The sequence below is a fragment of the Variovorax sp. AC103 genome, assembly GCF_979254005.1.
The window spans coordinates 292,185-310,481 of sequence record NZ_CEEDFC010000003.1; the positions used below are offsets into that span (position 1 = coordinate 292,185).

General features: G+C 59.4%; 25 protein-coding genes and 1 pseudogene. 4 read left to right on the forward strand and 22 right to left on the reverse strand.

The window, feature by feature from the left end; all coding sequences use genetic code 11:
- Positions 1–14 precede the first annotated feature (14 nt).
- The 21 genes from AC0IYU_RS06030 to AC0IYU_RS06130 all read right to left on the reverse strand — a co-directional run bounded on the left by AC0IYU_RS06030 (position 15) and on the right by AC0IYU_RS06130 (position 14,434).
- Positions 15–647, reverse strand: coding sequence for a LemA family protein (locus tag AC0IYU_RS06030; protein WP_081268146.1), 633 nt, complete (start codon positions 645–647; stop codon positions 15–17).
- Positions 644–1,339 carry a DUF6629 family protein gene (locus AC0IYU_RS06035; RefSeq protein WP_081268145.1) on the reverse strand — a complete coding sequence of 232 codons (696 nt, stop codon included), beginning with the start codon at positions 1,337–1,339 and terminating at the stop codon, positions 644–646. The genes AC0IYU_RS06030 and AC0IYU_RS06035 overlap by 4 nt, the downstream gene beginning before the upstream one ends.
- A 235-nt stretch (positions 1,340–1,574) precedes the next feature.
- Positions 1,575–4,211, reverse strand: coding sequence for a heavy metal translocating P-type ATPase (locus AC0IYU_RS06040; protein WP_081268144.1), 2,637 nt, complete (start codon positions 4,209–4,211; stop codon positions 1,575–1,577).
- Positions 4,212–4,262: 51 nt separating this feature from the next.
- Positions 4,263–4,658, reverse strand: coding sequence for a heavy-metal-associated domain-containing protein (locus AC0IYU_RS06045; protein WP_472114109.1), 396 nt, complete (start codon positions 4,656–4,658; stop codon positions 4,263–4,265).
- 81 nt (positions 4,659–4,739) lie between these two features.
- Positions 4,740–5,129, reverse strand: a complete 390-nt coding sequence (locus tag AC0IYU_RS06050; RefSeq protein ID WP_081268205.1) for a hypothetical protein — start codon at positions 5,127–5,129, stop codon at positions 4,740–4,742.
- Positions 5,130–5,539: 410 nt separating this feature from the next.
- The gene (gene ppk2, locus AC0IYU_RS06055) at positions 5,540–6,403 is read right to left on the reverse strand and encodes a polyphosphate kinase 2 (RefSeq protein WP_472114112.1); all 864 of its coding nucleotides are present in this window, start codon (positions 6,401–6,403) and stop codon (positions 5,540–5,542) included.
- Entirely contained in the window at positions 6,400–6,642 is a 243-nt protein-coding gene (locus tag AC0IYU_RS06060) for a heavy-metal-associated domain-containing protein (protein WP_472114116.1), read from the reverse strand. The genes ppk2 and AC0IYU_RS06060 overlap by 4 nt, the downstream gene beginning before the upstream one ends.
- A 35-nt stretch (positions 6,643–6,677) precedes the next feature.
- Entirely contained in the window at positions 6,678–7,331 is a 654-nt protein-coding gene (locus AC0IYU_RS06065) for a methyltransferase family protein (RefSeq protein WP_472114119.1), read from the reverse strand.
- Entirely contained in the window at positions 7,328–7,624 is a 297-nt protein-coding gene (locus AC0IYU_RS06070; RefSeq protein WP_472114122.1) for a DUF2933 domain-containing protein, read from the reverse strand. The genes AC0IYU_RS06065 and AC0IYU_RS06070 overlap by 4 nt, the downstream gene beginning before the upstream one ends.
- 26 nt (positions 7,625–7,650) lie before the next feature.
- Positions 7,651–7,923 (reverse strand): DUF5676 family membrane protein, encoded by a 273-nt coding sequence (locus AC0IYU_RS06075; protein WP_081268203.1) that lies wholly within the window; start codon positions 7,921–7,923, stop codon positions 7,651–7,653.
- A 13-nt stretch (positions 7,924–7,936) separates the two neighbouring features.
- The gene (locus AC0IYU_RS06080; RefSeq protein ID WP_081268202.1) at positions 7,937–8,362 is read right to left on the reverse strand and encodes a hypothetical protein; all 426 of its coding nucleotides are present in this window, start codon (positions 8,360–8,362) and stop codon (positions 7,937–7,939) included.
- 172 nt (positions 8,363–8,534) lie between these two features.
- On the reverse strand, positions 8,535–8,981 hold the full coding sequence (locus AC0IYU_RS06085; protein ID WP_155742501.1) for a hypothetical protein: 447 nt from the start codon (positions 8,979–8,981) through the stop codon (positions 8,535–8,537).
- A 501-nt stretch (positions 8,982–9,482) separates the two neighbouring features.
- Complete coding sequence (locus AC0IYU_RS06090) at positions 9,483–9,881, reverse strand: MbcA/ParS/Xre antitoxin family protein (protein WP_081268139.1); 399 nt, start codon at positions 9,879–9,881, stop codon at positions 9,483–9,485.
- A gap of 17 nt (positions 9,882–9,898) precedes the next feature.
- A complete protein-coding gene (locus AC0IYU_RS06095; protein ID WP_081268138.1) occupies positions 9,899–10,759 on the reverse strand; it encodes a metallophosphoesterase in 861 nt (286 codons plus the stop codon).
- Positions 10,756–11,208 (reverse strand): HAD domain-containing protein, encoded by a 453-nt coding sequence (locus tag AC0IYU_RS06100; protein ID WP_081268137.1) that lies wholly within the window; start codon positions 11,206–11,208, stop codon positions 10,756–10,758. Before AC0IYU_RS06100 ends, AC0IYU_RS06095 begins: the two co-directional genes overlap by 4 nt.
- Positions 11,205–11,981, reverse strand: coding sequence for a metallophosphoesterase family protein (locus AC0IYU_RS06105; RefSeq protein ID WP_472114124.1), 777 nt, complete (start codon positions 11,979–11,981; stop codon positions 11,205–11,207). Before AC0IYU_RS06105 ends, AC0IYU_RS06100 begins: the two co-directional genes overlap by 4 nt.
- Positions 11,982–12,001: 20 nt before the next feature.
- Positions 12,002–12,508 carry an HAD domain-containing protein gene (locus AC0IYU_RS06110; RefSeq protein ID WP_081268136.1) on the reverse strand — a complete coding sequence of 169 codons (507 nt, stop codon included), beginning with the start codon at positions 12,506–12,508 and terminating at the stop codon, positions 12,002–12,004.
- A gap of 26 nt (positions 12,509–12,534) precedes the next feature.
- The gene (locus tag AC0IYU_RS06115; RefSeq protein ID WP_081268135.1) at positions 12,535–12,750 is read right to left on the reverse strand and encodes an antitoxin Xre/MbcA/ParS toxin-binding domain-containing protein; all 216 of its coding nucleotides are present in this window, start codon (positions 12,748–12,750) and stop codon (positions 12,535–12,537) included.
- Complete coding sequence (locus AC0IYU_RS06120) at positions 12,747–13,580, reverse strand: metallophosphoesterase (protein ID WP_081268134.1); 834 nt, start codon at positions 13,578–13,580, stop codon at positions 12,747–12,749. The genes AC0IYU_RS06115 and AC0IYU_RS06120 overlap by 4 nt, the downstream gene beginning before the upstream one ends.
- 225 nt (positions 13,581–13,805) lie before the next feature.
- Positions 13,806–14,051, reverse strand: a complete 246-nt coding sequence (locus AC0IYU_RS06125; RefSeq protein WP_253819860.1) for a hypothetical protein — start codon at positions 14,049–14,051, stop codon at positions 13,806–13,808.
- 2 nt (positions 14,052–14,053) lie between these two features.
- Positions 14,054–14,434 carry a hypothetical protein gene (locus tag AC0IYU_RS06130; RefSeq protein ID WP_155742499.1) on the reverse strand — a complete coding sequence of 127 codons (381 nt, stop codon included), beginning with the start codon at positions 14,432–14,434 and terminating at the stop codon, positions 14,054–14,056.
- A 237-nt stretch (positions 14,435–14,671) separates the two neighbouring features.
- Between AC0IYU_RS06130 and AC0IYU_RS06135 the strand changes: the two genes are divergently transcribed.
- From AC0IYU_RS06135 to AC0IYU_RS06145, 3 genes and pseudogenes are all read left to right on the forward strand, one after another.
- Positions 14,672–14,917, forward strand: coding sequence for a helix-turn-helix domain-containing protein (locus tag AC0IYU_RS06135; protein WP_081268132.1), 246 nt, complete (start codon positions 14,672–14,674; stop codon positions 14,915–14,917).
- Positions 14,918–15,236: 319 nt separating this feature from the next.
- Positions 15,237–15,434 (forward strand): annotated as a pseudogene (locus AC0IYU_RS06140) (ATP-binding protein); the annotation flags it as partial.
- Positions 15,435–15,643: 209 nt separating this feature from the next.
- A complete protein-coding gene (locus AC0IYU_RS06145) occupies positions 15,644–16,249 on the forward strand; it encodes a PIN domain-containing protein (RefSeq protein ID WP_472114127.1) in 606 nt (201 codons plus the stop codon).
- A gap of 313 nt (positions 16,250–16,562) precedes the next feature.
- Here the strand turns inward: AC0IYU_RS06145 and AC0IYU_RS06150 are convergent, their stop codons facing one another.
- Complete coding sequence (locus AC0IYU_RS06150; protein WP_472114130.1) at positions 16,563–17,528, reverse strand: hypothetical protein; 966 nt, start codon at positions 17,526–17,528, stop codon at positions 16,563–16,565.
- 420 nt (positions 17,529–17,948) lie between these two features.
- On the opposite strand from AC0IYU_RS06150, the gene AC0IYU_RS06155 reads away from it, so the two are divergent.
- Positions 17,949–18,143: a hypothetical protein gene (locus tag AC0IYU_RS06155; RefSeq protein WP_472114133.1), complete on the forward strand. Its 195-nt coding sequence runs from the start codon at positions 17,949–17,951 to the stop codon at positions 18,141–18,143.
- Positions 18,144–18,297 lie beyond the last annotated feature (154 nt).

An 18,297-nucleotide genomic window follows, 5' to 3' on the forward strand; every position in this document is an offset into this window, starting at 1 on the left:
CGTCGCACTGGTGATCACTTGGCCGCCCCGGACGAAGTACCGACGGGCTTGGCTGGAGCGATATTGACCTCAACGCTTGGCGGCTTAGAGATTTCCTTTTCGTTCTCGACCGCGAAATTGATCTTCTCCTTGTAGCCCAGTGCCTTTGCAGTGAGGTTCGACGGGAAGGACCGCACTGTTACGTTGTAGTCCTGCACCGACTTGATGTAGCGATTGCGCGCGACCGTAATGCGGTTTTCTGTGCCCTCCAACTGTGCCGCTAGATCCCGAAATCCCTGGTTCGCTCGTAGGTTCGGATAGTTTTCCGAGACAGCCATCAGCCGTGACAGTGCACCGGTCAGTTCGCCTTGGGCGGCCTGGAATTTTTGGAACGCCGCGGGATCGTTGACCAATTCCGGTGTGACTTGAATGGACGTGGCCTTGGAGCGTGCCTCGATCACTTTTGTCAACGTGTCCTGTTCGAATTTCGCTTCACCTTTGACTGTGGCAACAAGGTTGGGCACCAGGTCCGCGCGCCGTTGGTACTGGTTAACGACCTCGGACCAACTTGCTTTGACTTGCTCATCCGTCGTCTGAAATGTGTTGTAGCCGCAACCGGTGAGCGTCAGCGCTGCGGTTACGGTCAGGGCTGTCAATAGTTTTCTCATGTTCTCTTCTCCAATGTGTCAGGTTGATCAAGGATTCCGCTCGTCTGCCGCACGTCGCCGCGGTCGGTCGGTCGCCATGCAAAGTGGATGTAGATGACGGTGCTCAGCAAAGCAGCGAAGAAGCACCACACCGAGATGAACCACGTCGCATAGAAGTAGTAAGCCGCGCCAAATGACAGCAGCGCGAGCGCGCCGAACACCTTCACGCCTCGAAGCGTGGACAGCAGCGGGCTCACAGTGGTCGAGACCAGGTAAAGAGTCATCACCGCAGCGGCAAAGAAGTGCGGCGAGTCGTACTCGACATGCTGGCCCGTCGGACGAGATACCACCGGGAAAGCGAAGAGCACGTAAAGCAGGTAGGCACTTAGCACCGCCCCCGCCACAACAAGCACCGTCAACGTGCGTCTGCGCCCACCGGCCGGCTCGATCATCAACACGGCCACCGGCAGGTAGATCGGCCAGAGCACATGCGAGAAGAACGAATAGGCATGCGTCATCACCGTGTTCAGCAGCGGGGTGACAGCGCTGAAGGTTAGCCAGATCACGCCTTCGATCAGTTGCTGGATCGCGAATAACACAGGGATGGCGGCGAAAGGCCATTCGAGCGGACTACGCGCTGACTTCAGGGTAAACGCCCCTATCCCGAGCAGCACGACGCCCCCTGAAAAACTGGCTGTGGCCGAGAAACACATCAGTTGTAATGCCTGCCGGCACCCGTGACCATCTGTCTCGTGCACCAGCGCGCGCAAGCCGCGCCAATCAGGTAGCCAGCCCACGATCCCAGCACGTTGATGGGCAGGACGCGGTCGACGAAGGCACTTGCCAGCGATGCAGCGTCTTTGCGCGTCGGCTGAACGGCGAGTGACTGCTCGACCGGCACATTGGTCAGCCTGGCGCTGTCGCGATGGAGGGGACGCGATTGAGTAGTCACGACGAGTGCTCCGTCTGGGTTTTCTGGCTCTTCCCAGGAATCCCGGAGGCCTTGGCCGCAGCTGGAGTTGCTTGCTCGCCAGATGCGGTGGATGCCGTTGCCTTTCCGGGCTGACGAATGCCCGCCAGCTTGGTGCGCTTCAACATAAGAGCGTTGATCGCAACGATCAGGGTACTCCCGGACATTGATATGGCCGCGACTTCTGGGCTCAGAACGAACGGGTATAGGACACCCGCGGCGAGCGGGAAGGCTATCGTGTTGTAGCCCACGGCCCACCATAGGTTCTGGTGCATTTTTCGCAAGGTGGCGTGCGAAAGCTCGATCGCAGCGACGATGTCGTATGGGTCGCTCTTCATCAGCACGACGTCGGCGCTGTCCATCGCGACATCGGTGCCGGCACCGATGGCGAATCCCACGTTGGCCTGGGTCAGCGCGGGGGCATCGTTGACGCCATCGCCCACCATCCCGACCCTCTTGCCGGAAGATTGAAGCTCTTTCACCTTCGCGGCTTTCTGCGCAGGCAGCACGTCGGCCAACACCGTGTCGATGCCGATGTCCGCAGCAATGCGCTTGGCGGTCGCTGCGTTGTCACCGGTCAGCATCACCACTTCGATCTTCTGTTCGCGCAGCTTGGCCACCGCCACCCGGGCCGTGGGCCTGATCGCGTCCGCGATGGCAACAAGGCCTATGACGCGACCGGCCTGAGCAACATGGACGACCGTTCGGCCGTCACCTTGCAGGCGCGTTGCCGCGGCCTCCAGGCTGCCAAGCGCGAGCTTCTGTGTGTCCATCAGCAAGCGGTTGCCGAGAAACACCGTTCCCCCGGTGGTTTCTGCTCGCGCGCCCATCCCGTCCAGGCTCTGGAAGCCCGTGGGTGCCACGATGCTCAGCTTTGCCGCCCGTCTGACGATGGCCTGGGCCAGCGGATGCGCAGAACCTTGCTCGACTGCAGCAGCGGCGATGAGTACCACGTCGTCAGAGACCCCCTCTGCAGTGACGATCTCGACCACCTCAGGCTGACCGACCGTAAGCGTTCCCGTCTTGTCGAACACGATCACATCAAGCTTGGTGGCATCTTCAAGCGCTGCGGCGTTTTTGAAAAGGATGCCATTCGCTGCGCCGAGGCCCGTGCTCACCATCACAGCCATCGGAGTGGCGAGGCCCAACGCATCCGGGCAGGCGATCACGAACACCGTGATGGTCATGGTCACTGCGAACAACAGCGGCTGACCGATCCAAAAGAACCACACCGCAAAGGTAGCGAGACCGATCACGATCGCGGCAATCACCAGCCACTGCGCGGCCCTGTCCGCCAGCAATTGCGCGGGTGCCTTTGAGTTCTGCGCCTGCTGAACCAACTTCACGATCTGTGCCAGTGCAGAGTCGGCGCCGACCTTGGTCGCCCGGTAGCGAAAGCTGCCGCTCTTGTTGATGGTCGCGCCGACCACTGTTGCGCCTGGTCCCTTCTGGACCGGCATTGATTCGCCCGTAAGCATGGATTCGTCGACCAGCGATTCGCCGGTCTCCACTGTGCCGTCGACGGGGATCTTGTTGCCTGGCCGAATTACGACGATCTCGCCCGCCAAAACGTCTGCTGTCGGCACTTCGACTTCCGCGCCGTTGCGAATGACATTGGCCTTTGCCGGCGTCAGGTTCATCAGCGCTTTGATAGCCGACGATGCACCGGCGCGGGCGCGCATCTCCAGCCAATGGCCGAGCAGGATAAAGACAAGCAGGACAGATACTGCTTCAAAGAACTGCCCTCCATCTTTGAAGAAGAACGTGGATGCAACGCTGAAGAGATACCCGGTGCCGACGCTCAGTACGATAAGCGCGGCCATGCCCAACGTGCCTTTCTTGAGTGCGCGCCAAGCGGAGACGAAGAACGGCCAGCTCGGGTACAAAACGGCGGCACTCGAAAAGAACAACAGCCAAAGGTTGAGGTCCAGCCCGAACGGTGGTGCCGGGGGTTTGAACATGCCGCCCATCGGGGCATAGATGAAGATCGGCACGGTAAAGACAAAGCAGATCCAGAAGCGGTTTCGCATGTCACGGACCATGGTGGGCAAGTCCATGCCGTCATGGCCCATCTCGTGAGCCATGTCTGCCGACATCGCGGGCGGATCGACCGGCTTCATGTGGTTTTGGTGACCCTCGTGTCCACCGGCTGCGGGAGTCGACGGCACAGGCACGGCCGCATCTTTCGGCACATCGGCTGCGCCGTTCGAGGGCGACGGGTCAGATTTCGCTGGTTCCTTGTCAGTCCCGCTGGCTGCTGGGTGTGTTGGAGAAGGCCTTGCGCCGGATGCAACTGAAGCAATTTCGGAGGCAGTGGCCGGATCGGCCTTCGAAGAAGCTTGCGACGGAGATTGCCCGCCACGATCGCTCGAGGGCGTGTCGTTGCGCGCCTGTTCAGACGATGCCTCTGCGTCTATCTGATGCCCGCGCTGCCGAACGTCCGACTTGATGTCTGCCACCTCGAGCAGGGTCTCGTCGTAACGCACCGTGGCATTCTTGGCAGCAAAGTTGACTGTGACGCTCTCGACACCCGGCACCTCGCCTATCCGTTTCTCGACCCCGTCCACGCTCAGTACGGACAGCATGTCGCGCACTTCAATCACGCTCGTTTTCATGGCGACTCCAGAAATTGGGCTTCACTTGGGCAATAACGCATGACCTGCGGCCTAACCTTTGTCCGGCATGGACATCTTTTCTCCACTACCCGGAACGCCGTGCCAGGCGGCGGCGTCTGGTATCGGTGGCGCAGGTACCGGCTCCACAGCCTTGCCCGGTCCATTGGTTCCTGTGGCTGCCGACGTATCGGCGCCTTCAGCCAACGTTGTGTGGCTGGGGCCTGCTGAAACGGATGCAGCGGCCCCTTTGTCGTACCCGCGTTGGCGCACATCCGACTTGACGTCCGAAATGTCGAGCCGAGTCTCGTCATACCGAACCGTGGCGTTGCCCGCGGAAAAATTGACGGTGACACTCTCGACGCCGGGCACCTCACCGATCCGCTCTTCGACTCCCTGGACACTCAGAACCGAAAGCATGTCGTGCACCTCTATGACGCTTGTCTTCATCGCAATTCCTTGGTTGTCTGGATGGAGGACTACCGGCCATCACCAGCCGTAGCCTCGCGGGTCAGGCCGATGACGGCCAGGTCAGTGCGCTTCTGGCATCTTGTGTTTGACCGGACGCTCGTTACCGCTTGGACCCTGATCGAACACCATTTCGCACGCGGACGCGGGCATCGGTGCACCGGCCTGCCAACGCCAAGCTACGGGAAGAAAACGATCGGCCTGATTCACGATCTCGGCCGCGTTGTGGAATGAAACACTGCAGCCGACTTCCACTTGGATGACGCCGTGGGGCAGTGATTGGAAGTCACCCGTTCGCCCGTCATGTTGATGCGGTATGAAGATACCGAGATCAAATTCCGAAAGCCTCTGCAGCATTGCCTGCACCTCGGGGAGACGAATTGCTGCCTGGGCTCTCCTCATCGCCGGTGGCATTCCCAGCGTGATTGCCTTTGAAAGATCCGTTGTCGTCATGAGCTTCTCCTGCACTGATGTCGTGACCCATTGAGAGTGGCTGGGTCAGGTGCCAATCTGGCGCTGGCTTCAGGGTTGACGCCAACGGCGTGTGAACCCGGTGCGCCGCGTTCCGCTGGCACGGTACGGGCAACCTCGCATCGCCCCCCGAAACAGGACCAGCCGATTCGGCGCCGTTTCGTCGATGGCGGAGCCGTTGGCCAGATTCGCCTCATGCACGAAGTAGCGTAAGGTCTTGCGCTGCAAATTCCGCAGCTCAGTGTCGATGCCAGGTTCGGTGCTGTCCGGACGATGGGAACTGGCGAGCTCCACCAGTGGTCTATCGACGCACGCAACCCCGGTCCGGGTGCTAGGGCGTTGGCTTGCTTCGATGCTTCTGGTATTCATGGTGCCTTCCTGGCCGCCGAGAGTTAGTGCGCCAGCCGCTTGGCGACGATGCAATCGGGCGTGAATTCGAAGGCGACCGCCGGGTCTGGCTGCACGAGCTTGTTCTTCTTTCCCGCGTAGTGCAGCCGCGAGAGAATGTCGCGCATCAGGTTCAGTCGCGCGAGGCGCTTGTCATCCGCTCGCACGATGTGCCACGGCGCGATGGCGGTGTGTGTTCGCAGCAGCATCGTGTCGCGCGCATCGGAGTAAGCCTTCCAGTGCTTGACGGCCACCGCATCGATCGGGCTGCTTTTCCATTGCTTGAGCGGATCGCGCTTGCGTTCCGCGAGACGGTGCGTCTGCTCGTCCTTGCTGACGTCGAGGTAAAACTTCAGCAGCTTGATGCCTGAGTTGACGAGCATTTCCTCGAACTTCGGCACCGAGTGCATGAACTCTTCGTGTTCATCTTTGGAGCAGAAACCCATCACATGCTCGACGCCTGCGCGGTTGTACCAACTGCGATTGAAGAGAACGAACTCTTCTGCTGTGGGAAGTTGAGCGACATAACGCTGGAAGTACCAGCCGCGTCGTTCTCGATCGGAGGGCTTTCCGAGAGCGACAACTCGCGTCTCGCGAGGACTCAGGTACTCGACGACACGCTTGATGCCACCATCCTTCCCAGCGGCATCGCGGCCTTCGACGAGAACCAGAATCTTGTCGCCACAACCGATGAAGTGTCGCTGCAGTTTGACCAGTTCTACCTGGAGCAGGTGCAACTGCGCCTTGTAGTCCTCGCGCGACATCAATACCGTCGCTGACCGCGACGTGTGCTCCTCCAGAGCGCTGTTAACTGCGTTGGCCACCGCTTCGCGCCCTTCGTTGCTGTGCTTTTGCTTCTTCTTGCTCATGGGGCGGCCTGCTCGCCGTACATTGCTGACCGCGCCTTTGCGGGGTAGCCCATACGGCTGATCGCTGATTCGATCTGCGCAGGCGTGACGCGCGTGGGATCAACCACCACCGTGGCGATGCCGGGATTGAGGGTGACCTCGGCGTGGCTGATACCGTCCAATTCGTTGAGTGCACGTTGGACGCTGCCGGTGCATCCGCCACAGGACATGCCGCTGACATCAAAGCTGAGGGTTTGCATAGTGAGTTCTCCTTTGGGTTGAGGGATTCAGGCCTTCATGCCGAGGCCACATTCGATTTCCGCCACGACGGCAGAAACCGTGGGGTACGCGCGGCGTACGCGTCGAAATCAGAGCCGAATTGCGTTCGCATTTCCGCTTCTTCCGTCACTGCAAGCCTCCCGTACATGACGAGGAGGATCGGGAACATCGCCAGCGTGAGCAGCGTCGGCCACTGCAGCAGGAAGCCGAGCAGAATGAGAACGAAGGCCACATACTGAGGATGACGTATGTGCGCATAGGGCCCTGAAACGGCCAATGTGTTGCGGCACTGTGCGTGATAGAGGACGTTCCAGGCGCTGGAAAGCAGGTAGAAGCCGAAGCCCAAGAACACATAGCTCGCGATGTGCAGCGGACCGAAGTGGGGGTCCCCTTTTTCACCCGTTAGCGTCGACCACAAGTGGCCGCTGTTGTGCGACATCAGGTCGAGATTCGGGTATTTCGTCTGTAGCCAGCCGGACATCAAGTAGATGCTCAGCGGAAAGCCATACATCTCGACGAAGAGCGCAACGATGAAGGCAGCGAAAGCCCCGAAAGTTCGCCAGTCCCGAACGATCTGCGGCTTGAAGAAACTGAACGCGAACATCAGGAAGATGGCCGAGTTGAAGACAACAAGCGCCCATAGTCCGTAGGCCGGGGCATCGTGATTCATGTCCGGTCTCCTGTGGGCGGCGTCCGTGTTTCTGCCGACGGGTTGGAGGTGGGCTCGCCACCGTGGTGGTGTGCGTGACCATCGCCGTGAGCCCCATGGCCGCGGTGCATGAAGACATGCACCAGCGGACACGACAGCAGAAGCAGGAGCGGCAAGGCGCCGAGGAAGTGGGCGCGGTGTTCGCTCAGCAGGAAGTACGTCGCGATGGCGCCCATGATGACCAAGCCGATGGCATAACGAGAGCGCCAGAACGGTGAGGGTTCGGCGTTGTTGGGGGAAAGTTCCTGATTCATTCGTTGCTCCAGAAGGCGGGTTTGGGTCACACGGTGAGTCGATTGCGCAGCCAGGCGAAGAACGTCCCCGCGATCAGCGCCCAGCCGCTCATCAGCAGCAGCGCGACGAGAAACCCTGACCATGCGAACGGCCGCGGCTGCACCATGCCGCTGAAGTCCATGCCGTGGAACAGGTTGTTCATGAAGCCGAGGAATGGGCCAGGCGCCAGCACCCACGCCAGGGTGCACAGGGCGTAGAACACTCCGACGGTGACGGCCAGGGCAATCCCGGTGCTGAAAGGGTGGGCGGCGGGTGCCATTTCGGTGCTCACGCTACTTCGCGGGCGCCGCGGGCAGACGATCCAGCATCATCTGCATCGTCGCCTGCATCATTTCCACGCGCGCTTCCATCGTCTGATGGCGCGTGGCCATGTCGCCCTTCGTGCCGCCCGTGCCACCCATCCCGCCGGAGGACATGCCGTTCATCATGGTCATGCCGTCCTGCATGGTCTTCATGTGCTCTGGCGTCAGTGCGTCCCGCTCCGCGGGGGTCTTCGCGGCCATCATCTTGTCGTGCATTTCGAGCATGGCCTTCATCTGGGATTCCATGCGGGCCTTGCCGGGCATTGCCTTGGCGGCAGGCGCCGAAGCATTCCCTGCCGGGTGATGTTCCTGATGCGGGTCCGCATCGGCGGCCCAGACTGGCGCACCCATGGCGGAAATAGCAAGAGCGAGCGAAAGCAAATGAGCGAATTTCATTGAAGACTCCTTGTGCGGATGGCCGAGTTGGAACGCCGGGCAGTCGCCGCCAGGCATCGGTGGATCACCTGGCGTCGTGACCGGCCTCCCCGCGTTGGAGCGGAGCCGAAACGAAGGCATCGACCCGGACCGCAGAGCGCGGAGCTCTGGGTCAGTCATCATCAGACGACGGCTATAACGTCAGACGCGAGTAGCGCAGTCTGAAAGGCGGTCCCACCACGCGGATCTGCAGATCATCTAGGCGACTTGGCGCCGAAGCGATGGGGATCACTGCATTCCACGTGAACACAAGGAAGGGCGGCAGACCTGGATCGGTCGGATCGACGCCAGTCTGCAGTTTGATCTGTGCGTTCAGACCATCGTCGCAGGCCTTCAGGCACGATTCCTTCGAGGCGCTCGTGTCGTTGTCGTGATCAACGGCGACGGCATCACCTGCCAGTGCGTCATTGGCATGAGCGTGATGAGCGTCCGAAGAGTGGCTCACACCGATATGGGCGTGTTTGCCAGGCGCCTCAAGTAGGCAGGCATTCGCCATTCCAGAAGCCTGAGCAAACACCCACACCAGCATCGCCACGAATATGGTGTTGCGCCTGGTGCGATGATTTGAGAAGGGCTTCATGTCAGTGTGATCCACGTGCAATTCATGCTACGTGCCCACCACCAGAACACCTTGATCTGCATCAAGTGCAGATAAAAGGAAAGGCGATGCGCGATGTGCTTGAACGGCAAAGGAAGCCATTCGGCATCCTGGCCTTCCCGTGATGCATGCGTCTGTGCGTTGGCGTACGCAAAGTGATTTCGCGCTTTGTCTCCCCATCGTCATTTTTCTTGACCCTGTTGAGTTTTAAGCGATGCATGACACCACCACTCGGCCCGCTTCCAGGGAGAGGTGATGATCGACTGGCGGAGTTGACCGCTGCGCTGCCTGTGGCTCGCAGCGGCCCTGAGCTCGGTCAAGGTGTTGGATTGCGCCCATCTCTGACTCAAGAGCTAGCGGAGCACCGCGGCAATATCTCGCAAGAATGTCTGTCCGACGATGAGACTGTCGCCGACAGTCGCTCCACACCCTGCAATTCGTCCTCGGTGAAATCAGACCTCGTACAGAGCCCTATGGCCAACGTCATGCGTAGGCGCCACTTTGAGCACGGGAGAGCATGCTCGATACGATCGCCTGACCCTCTGCAGTGTCCATTAATCCCGCAGGTCGTTGCCCGCCGAGAGCGGGTAAGGACTGATCGAGCCACTGGGCAACCCATGCAGCCGCATCGAAGCCATCGGGATGTCCGGATGTCTCGACCATGGTTTGTGTTTGCCCGATGAGGCGACGGATTCCCAGTACTCTTGGCGACTCTTTGGCCGCTAAATGTTGATTCTTCTTGGTCACGTGTTCGAGGGGCTCTTTCTCGAACAGACTGACGAAGTCTTCTTTTGTGAGCTTCTTCGGTCCGACCTTCGCGGTCCAGACGGACGTTGATTTTGCGGGCAGCAGATCTGTTGCCTGCAGGGTCAGCCGCGCCATCCTGGATGCGCTCTTAGTCATGATTGAGTAACCCTACGAGCTGTTTTGATGGCGGAGGGTTTCACGTCGATGGTCAGGCCAGGATCGAATGCCTTGTTCTCGATCCTGCCACTCCAGTTCACGTAGCCGCGCGGGTTGCACAAAACTCGGCAAGAGCGGACTCGATAGTCGAACTGCTGATGCGTGTGACCATGGACCCAGAGCACGGGCACATCGAAGAAGGCATCCGGAAGCTCGGTGACGAAGGCACCAGAAGCCCAGTCATCGGCGTAGCGTTTTGCGAGGGAGCCTCGATGAGGTGCATGGTGCGTCACCACTACCGTCGGGCCGGCGAACGGTTCCGAAAGCCTCTCCTGCAGCCAGGCACGCTGCGCCTGGTGAATCTGGCGCGTGTCCGCCGCCTGGAGCTTTCTTCCCTGCTTGTAGCGCCAGGTATCGGGTTCCGCCGACTCGTCGACCGTGCGGATCAGCGCGTAGTCGTTCAGCAGATTGGTCGCCATCTTCATGGCACGCCCGACATCGCTGACCGGACCTTCAGGCGTCTCGATGGCGAGCTCGAAGTCGGTCCACAACGTCGCTCCAAGGAACCGCACGCCGTCGATCACAACCTCATCCCCGTCAAGCAGATGGACATTGGTTCCCTCGGCTTCGCGGCGGGCTTCAGCCAGCGTCGTGTCGAGGCGACCATCGTAGTATTCGTGGTTGCCGAGCAGGTAGACCACGGGCTTTCCCCGAAAGCGATCCGCAGCCCAATGGACGGCACGCTTCGCAGGCGAATGAATATCTCCCGCGAGGATGACGACATCGAATTCGAGATCGGGTGTCGGTTCGAATGGTGCGAACTCAAGGTGAAGGTCGGAAAGAACCAGTACTTTCATTGGGACGTCCCTTCAAAGTGCGCGCGAAGCTCGGCGCTGGCCTTGTCGTCGAAGCCGGTGAACGAGCCGCACACCACCAGATGGTCCTTGCAGTGATTGAACTGCCAATAGGCGTCGTCAAGTGCGACCCACGGCTCGTCAACCGCATCGTGGATCTGGAGCCAGGCGAGGATCTCTCCTTCACGTTTCCCGTACGGCGGCGGAAGGCCAAAGCCCGAATGAGGCGTGGCCCCAAGGATGCGGGCTCGGATGTTGCTCGAGAACGGCTTCAGCAAGGTCTTGTAGAGAAGCTGCTCGCGCCAGGATGAACTGATCACGATCTTCACGAAAGGAAACTCGCGCAGCAGGGTCTCCAAGCGCGGCAGGAAGCAGAAGTCGGCGCCTCCGTTGTGGATGTGGTCCTCCCCTTCTGGATGGAGCACGCCGTCGAAGTCGAGGAACAGGATCACACCGGGCCTCCAGATCCAGTCTCCTCCTGTGGACCCAGTGGCCACGCCAGGTGCGAGCCCATGTCGACCCCAAAGGCGCGGAACGGTGCTGCAGCACTCTGCATCCCTTCCGCAAGATAGTCATGGCTCTTATGATGGTGACCGTGGATGACGAGCTGGACGCCAAGCGTCTCGGCGAGCTCGTCGACCACCTGCCAGCCGTGCGCGTGGGCCGACGGCGCCTCATGCGTCACTAAGATGTCGGCGGGACCGCTACGCAGCAACTGCAGGTAGTCGGCCGGGAAGATGGAAGATCGGTGCTTGCGGGAGATACCGTCGCGCCACCGCTCCTCGCGTTTCATGGTTCGACGCATGGCATCGCTAGACTGGAAGGCAGCCTTCTCGATCGGCTGCCGAGGATCCCATATCTTGCTGCGGAAGATGCCGCCCAGCCCTGCGACCTTGTACCCCGCGATTTCGACGATGCGCCCGTGCAGGTTGCGGTCTGCGATTTGTGATCCAAACAGATTGTCGAAATCTTCAACGCTATCGGTGTCATGGTTTCCGTGAATGAACCAGACCTCGGTGAGTTTCAGGATCGGTCCCAGCTCGATGTGCAGTGGCCGGCGCGCCTGGATATCGCCCAGCAGCACGATGGCTTCGGGCCGAAAGTACTCGACCGTGGCGATCACCGGCTCGAGATCGCCGTGGGGGTCGCCGAAGAACATCAGCGTGGGCGCCGACTGCTGGTGCTCGGATTGCGCGTGGAGGTCCAACAGGATGAGTGGTTTCATTTCATATGCCGGCTGGTGGTTCATCGGTCGGCTGCGAACCGCAGGAAGTGCGAGCGGAGCTCCTGAAAGCTGTCTTGATCGAACGCACGCTTGGGATCGGTGAGTACGAGCCGCGCGAAGCCCGATTCAAAGCTCTGGGGCCAATCGTCCCGTGCCACCCACTCTGCCTCATGGCGGCCGTTTCCATCGATCCAGGCCTGGACCTGCAACTGGCGCCGGTAATGGACGGCCACGCTGGGGGCAATCTGTGGCGTGGCTCCGATGATCCGATGCCGGATGTCGGCACTGAAATACCGTTGCAACTGCTCGATGCTTTCTGTGCGCCGCCAATCCGAGGAGATGACGACATCGACAGACTTGAACTCGCGCAGGAGCTCTTCCAGCAGCGGCAAATGGCTGAAGAACTTGCTGCTGAACGAATAGTCCGCGCCGACAGGATGAAGAACACCGTCTATATCCAGGAACAGCAGATCGCTGGAATCATCCGTGCGGCCAACGGCATCATGGGTCGGCCTCGCTTCTGCCATGGGAAGACGGCCAGTACAGGGCTTCATCATCCAACAAACCCGGCCTGGAAGGACTCAAGGAGATTGAGCACATCCGCAGCTCTCCCTTCGGCTACCAGCGACTCGGCGGTCCTGTTATCAAACAGCGCGAGTGGCTCGTTCCTGTACCAGAGGATGGCCGCCTCGAGGTCCCCACCCGAGACCACAGTCGCGGCAGTCAGCACTTGCTGGATCGTGTGGGTAGATGACTGGATGTCACTCATAGCTCGACCAGGAACTCGGGGTTGAACTGCTTGTTCTCCAGGCCGCGGCCATGCTGCAAGTGCCCACGGGGATTGCACACCACATGGCAGTTGCCCGCTTGATAATCGTGGCTCTCATGGAGGTGGCCATGCACCCAAAGTGACGGCACTTCGAAGAAGAAACTTGGGAGCTCGCTCACAAAAGATGGGGACAGCCAGTCGGACTGATAGTGCCGCGCGAGAGAGTTTCGATGCGGGGCGTGGTGGGTCACAACCACCGTTGGCCCGTCGAAGGGCTCGGCCAGCTTCTGGGCCAGCCAGGCGCGGTCACGCTGGTGGAGCGCCAGTGTGTCCTCGGGTATCAGGCGGCGCTTTTTTGACTTGGCTGCTACCACGGGTGCGTCGAAAGATTCCTGCGCCTCGGCCCACCGGATCGATGAGTAGTCGTTGAGACGGACCTTGGCCGCCTTCGTGGCCCGTTCGGTGTCTACCAGCGACCCTGTCTTGGTCTGGATCGGCAGTTCGAAGTCTGTCCACAGCGTGCAGCCCAGAAAGCGGACGCCGGCGATCACGGCCTCGCCGGGGGCCAGGAGATGCACGTTGCACGAACTCGCGGTGAGCGCCATTTCCTTGAGCGAGGTCTGCAGGACACCTTCATAGAACTCATGGTTGCCGGGCACGAACACGATGGGGGCTGTCTCCCCACAGTTCCCCACCCGCCGGGCCCAGCGCATGGCCTTGGAACCGGGGACGAAGATGTCCCCAGCAAGGATCACTGCGTCGTAGTCGACCTGCGGGACGAGAAAGGTCCCGAACTCGAGGTGCAGGTCCGAAAGGATGAGCAGCTTCACGTCGGTAGCTCCATCTCTCCCTCCATGCGCTCAGGGCATCAGGATCGAGAGCTTGGCGTTCCATGCCTCGCCATCGGACCTGGAGGGCACGGCGACCCGGATCGTTGGGCGATCGAAGTCACCGGTCTCGAAGAGGAAGTGCACGTGCTGAAAGCGAAACAACGGGTTTCCGGGATATTCGGTCCACTTGAGTTGCCAAGTGTTGAAGTACTCAAAATCGACCGTCTAGGCTCTCTTTCCGTGGCTGACGATGCAGGCCTTGCGGGCATCGGGATCGAACAGGATGCAGGTTTCTTCCCAATCACCCACCATGCGGCGCGGATCGACCGGGAAGAAGGTCGCACCAGACGCCTGACTTTGCGCCCGGAGCAACTGCTCGCGTCCGGCCTGGATGGAGCGCGGGGACGCGATCCAAACCCAGTAGAAGAGACCCAAGACGACTGCGAGGACCAGCAGGAGCGGGATTTCCATGCTCAGTTGACCGGCCAGATCTGCTGCCGAATGCTGAACGAAGTGCGCATGTCGTAGTGTGTGAACCGCGCTCCACTCTCATCTTCGAGGACCAGAAGTTCGACTTGATCGGCATCGGCGCTGGTCGCCGACCATATCTTCCTAATGTTTCGAATTTGCCAGCGATCGGGATCGCTCTCCGTCGGCGCCAGATACTGAACGTGCCGCAGCGACTGCGGCCCCACACTCTCGAAGAGAGCGAGGAAATCGCTCTCATAGATCAACAACGCACGCTCCGAGATTTCGAGGTCGTCTTCTTGCACTACCCAGGTCGGAAAAAAAGCAGGAATCGTCAAGTTCAACTGAACTGCTCTCCAGCATTTCGTACCGGGACCGGCCAGCATGGAAGAGATCCTCACCTCATGCGAATCCATCGTCATAAACATAAAAATGAACCCTATAGGTTGCAGCTCACAGTGAAGCTTGGTCGCGAATGTCCTGCGAATCTACTGCTCAAGCAATTCAACAAGCTATGTGAACACTGCTGATTACTTCTCAAGAACCCATTTTGCTACTTAAACACATCCAATAGCTATCTTAGCGCTGTCGAAAAAAAGTGCTAGGCATCGGATTCTTGGTGGATGGGCCAACCTCAACCAAGAACGCAGAGCGCAAGGCAAAGGGTGGCGTTCCATCTACGTGTCATCCGCGCGGAACGCCGCATCTCCCAGGAGCAACTTGCCGAGGCTGCCGGGCTTCATCGAACGTTTGTAGGGTCAGTCGAGAGGGAGGAGAGGAATATCTCCATCGACAACCTTGAGCGACTTGCTTACGCCTTGGGTGTTGACGTCTCGCTTCTGATTTCACCGGTGGTTTCTCGTTCCTAGAGATCAGGACGCCTCCGAATCTCATGAATCACCGCAGATTGTGAGACCCCTCAAATTCGAGTAATCGGATGCCGAAGGCAGCCAACCATCGAGACTTGCCTAGTTCGCTGAGAACAGCTACCTGATCTTCGCCCTCGCTTCGCCCTCGCTTCGCGGATGATGGAACGGTGTAAACGTGAAAGCTCGACCTCTACTGAGAGCGCTCAAACAAGAAATGACATACCTCAGGCTGAACTGACGGCAGGCTCAGCCGGACTTCAGATGCCAAGGCAGCGGGTTCTGCAGATTGACAAAAAATGCGGGCTTTGGGCTAGAAAGCAAAATCCCCGAATTCGCTCGCTCCGCCCTCGAAGCCCTGCGCGAGCCGCTGGAGACCGGCACCATCACCATCTCGCGCGCCGCGCGCAGTGCCGAGTTTCCCGCGCGCTTCCAGCTGATCGCCGCCATGAATCCCTGCCCTTGCGGCTACCTGGGCTCCTCGCTGAAGGCCTGCCACTGCACGCCGGCGCAGGTCGCCCTGTAGGGACTCAAAGTTAGTTGTCTTTTTCCAAAGTAACTTGTTCTTCCTAATCAAAGTTACGTGGGTTTTCCGCAGATTGGGAGGCACCAAACTGAAGTTTCCATTGTGGTCACAACGAAACAGAATCTCTTCGGGACGTATCGGAACATCCACGTTCCACGCATCGTGCCCCCCCATAATGAGGCACTCAAAGCTGCCTCACTGCCATGGCCCTTCGAACGAACTATGTCCTGATCGACTTCGAAAACGTCCAACCCGAAGCGATCTCGATGCTCGATCAAGAGCACTTCAAGGTCATCGTCTTCGTCGGCGCCACGCAGCAAAAAGTGCCCTTCGACATTGCGAACGCACTGCAGAGAATGGGCAGCAAGGCCGAGTACGTGAAAATTTCCGGCAACGGCTCGAACGCCCTCGACTTCCACATTGCCCTCTACATCGGGCAACTCGCAGCCGCGGACCCCACTGCGTTCTTCCACATCATCTCCAAAGACACCGGCTTCGATCCCCTGATCCAGCATCTCAAGGACAAGAAAGTGTTTGCGGCCCGGTCGAAAGACGTTGCGGAGATCCCTTTCTTCAGGGTTTCTAACACCCGGCCGCTCGAAGAAAAGCTCACTGTCGTTCTGACCAAGCTTCAACAACTCGGCACTTCCAAGCCTCGCACGGTTAAAACCTTCTCGAGCACGATCTCCTCACTCTTCCAGAAGCAACTTCCGGACGATGAAATCGCGACCATCGTGGCGGAATTCCAGGCAAAGGGCTGGGCAGCAGTGACCGACAGCAAGGTCGCCTTCTCCCTGCCCTCGGCATGAGTTTCACCATTTCGACTCGCCCCAGGCTAGGCGCCGTGCTAACTTGCTTCGCATGACTTCTTCCTCCCGCGGCCCACGTCGCCCGCCCACGTTGGCTTCACGTAAGGCCCGTTCGCCTGACAGGAAGATGCGTGACCCGGGTGCCGGGGCAGCGGTCGCGCGCGCGCTCAAGAAGATGACAGCAGATTCGAAGGCCACCCTTTTCAGCGCCGAAGCCGCACACGCAGCTTTCGGCAACATCCGTCCCGCGTCTCGCTGAAGATCAAAAGCCGTTGCTTGCAGCCATACAAGGGGCAACCGCTTCAGCGCAAAGTCAATCTCGCGTTTGGGTCCGACGGCGCCGAGCGCTTAAGACACCGCCGAGGACCACTGCACCAACCACAGCAAGCTGAACGGCGCGAGGAACGTCGACGGGCGTTCCGCGTTCGTCAGGCGCACGCTGATGCTCGGCGCCCTGCGAAGCTGCTTCCGCAGGTGAACCCTCTCCATCTTTTGCGACCACCGGCTTGTGATACAGCACAAGATCGCGCGCCAGGTGTCGCAGTGCAGTGCGACTCTCCTTGCTCGGAACCGACTTGGTCCACCAAGTCGTCGCCACGTGCCAGAAGTTCGCTCCCACCGCGCGTGTGAGCATGAGCAGCAAGAATGCAGAAGCGCAGAGCACAACGACCTTCTGCACAAAGGCCAGACTGGCCTCATCGGTCAGGACCTCAAACAGTGTGGGCCCCTCCGGTATGGACCGTATTGTCAGGGCGGTAATTAGCGTAATCACACCAAGCGTCACGGCGATCAACCGCGGCTTCGAATCACGGTCATAGACCGACTTCCAGAAGGAACCCGGCTCGCTCTCATGCAGGGCTCGAAACTCCTGGCGCATCTTCAGCAGATCGCTGATTTCCTTGGCCACAGCGAAGAATTCGTCGGTCGGCCTGTCCAGCAGCTTCGTGAGCAGGAACGCGCGGCACTCCTGCTCAGTCTTCATCACGACAGAGTGCTGCTCGGCGACTTCCGCGATCAAAGCGGCGGTCTTCCTTTTCTGGATTCGCGAGCTGATCGCAAGGACGACCCCCTCGATGACGAGGACGACTCCGAGCCAGATGCCGTACTGGACCCACTCGCTCTTGCGGATTGCCTCCCAAAGTGGCCACACGAGGCAAAGCGCCCCCGAGCCAATGAGTGCGCCCCAGGCCCACAGCAGTTTGTCGCCGTGAGTCCGATATAGATGCCATCCCTCGACCTGGCGAAAGTACGTTCTGGCTATCGCATGAAATTCATTCATCTTCAGTCCTCTTCGGTTTTTATGTTGCAGTTGCCGGCGGACGCGAGACATGCAAAGACCTAATAGACCACCCCTCGTGGTCAGCAATCAATTATCCGCAGCAGACAATAAAGTGTTGCTCAGTTTTCCGTGGTGGGTAATCAACGAAAGCCAAGTGCAACAACAAAGACGACGAAATACCGTATTTCGTTTGCGCAATATATATCAACTTGCTAAAAACAACCACTACCATGTCATGGTTTTTAGGTTAGGTTTCGTGGTTTTTTTTTGAAGTTCGGATTAGTTGCCATTAGGATGCGAGCAACTTTTCCCTGAATCAACCTGCTTATGCCTGATGTGCACGTGCCTTCGCTCCCCCTCCAGAGGGACGCTGACCGTGTTGATGTTTACCGGTCGTTGTACGAGACCTACGGGCCTCTCATGGATGCGAAAGCCCTGTGCCGAGTGTTCTACTACCCCTCGATAGACGCGCTTCAGGAAGCGCGTCGTCGAGGCAAACTGCCGTTCAATGTGGTGTCGATCCAGGGGAGGCCCGGCATCTATGCAAATACAGCCGATGTGGCCGAATTGTTAAAACAGGCATTCCGCGAAGCTCAGGGCATCAAATCCGAATAGCTTCGAGATCGAATTAGAATCCGCAATTCCAAACCGCGAGGACCATATGACCAAATAAAAAACGCCACCCAAATCGGCAAGACTGGGCGGCGTTAGTCTCGAAATCCATCGAGGGGTAGCTACTTTAGCGGGCAGCAAACCCAGTATCTCAAGG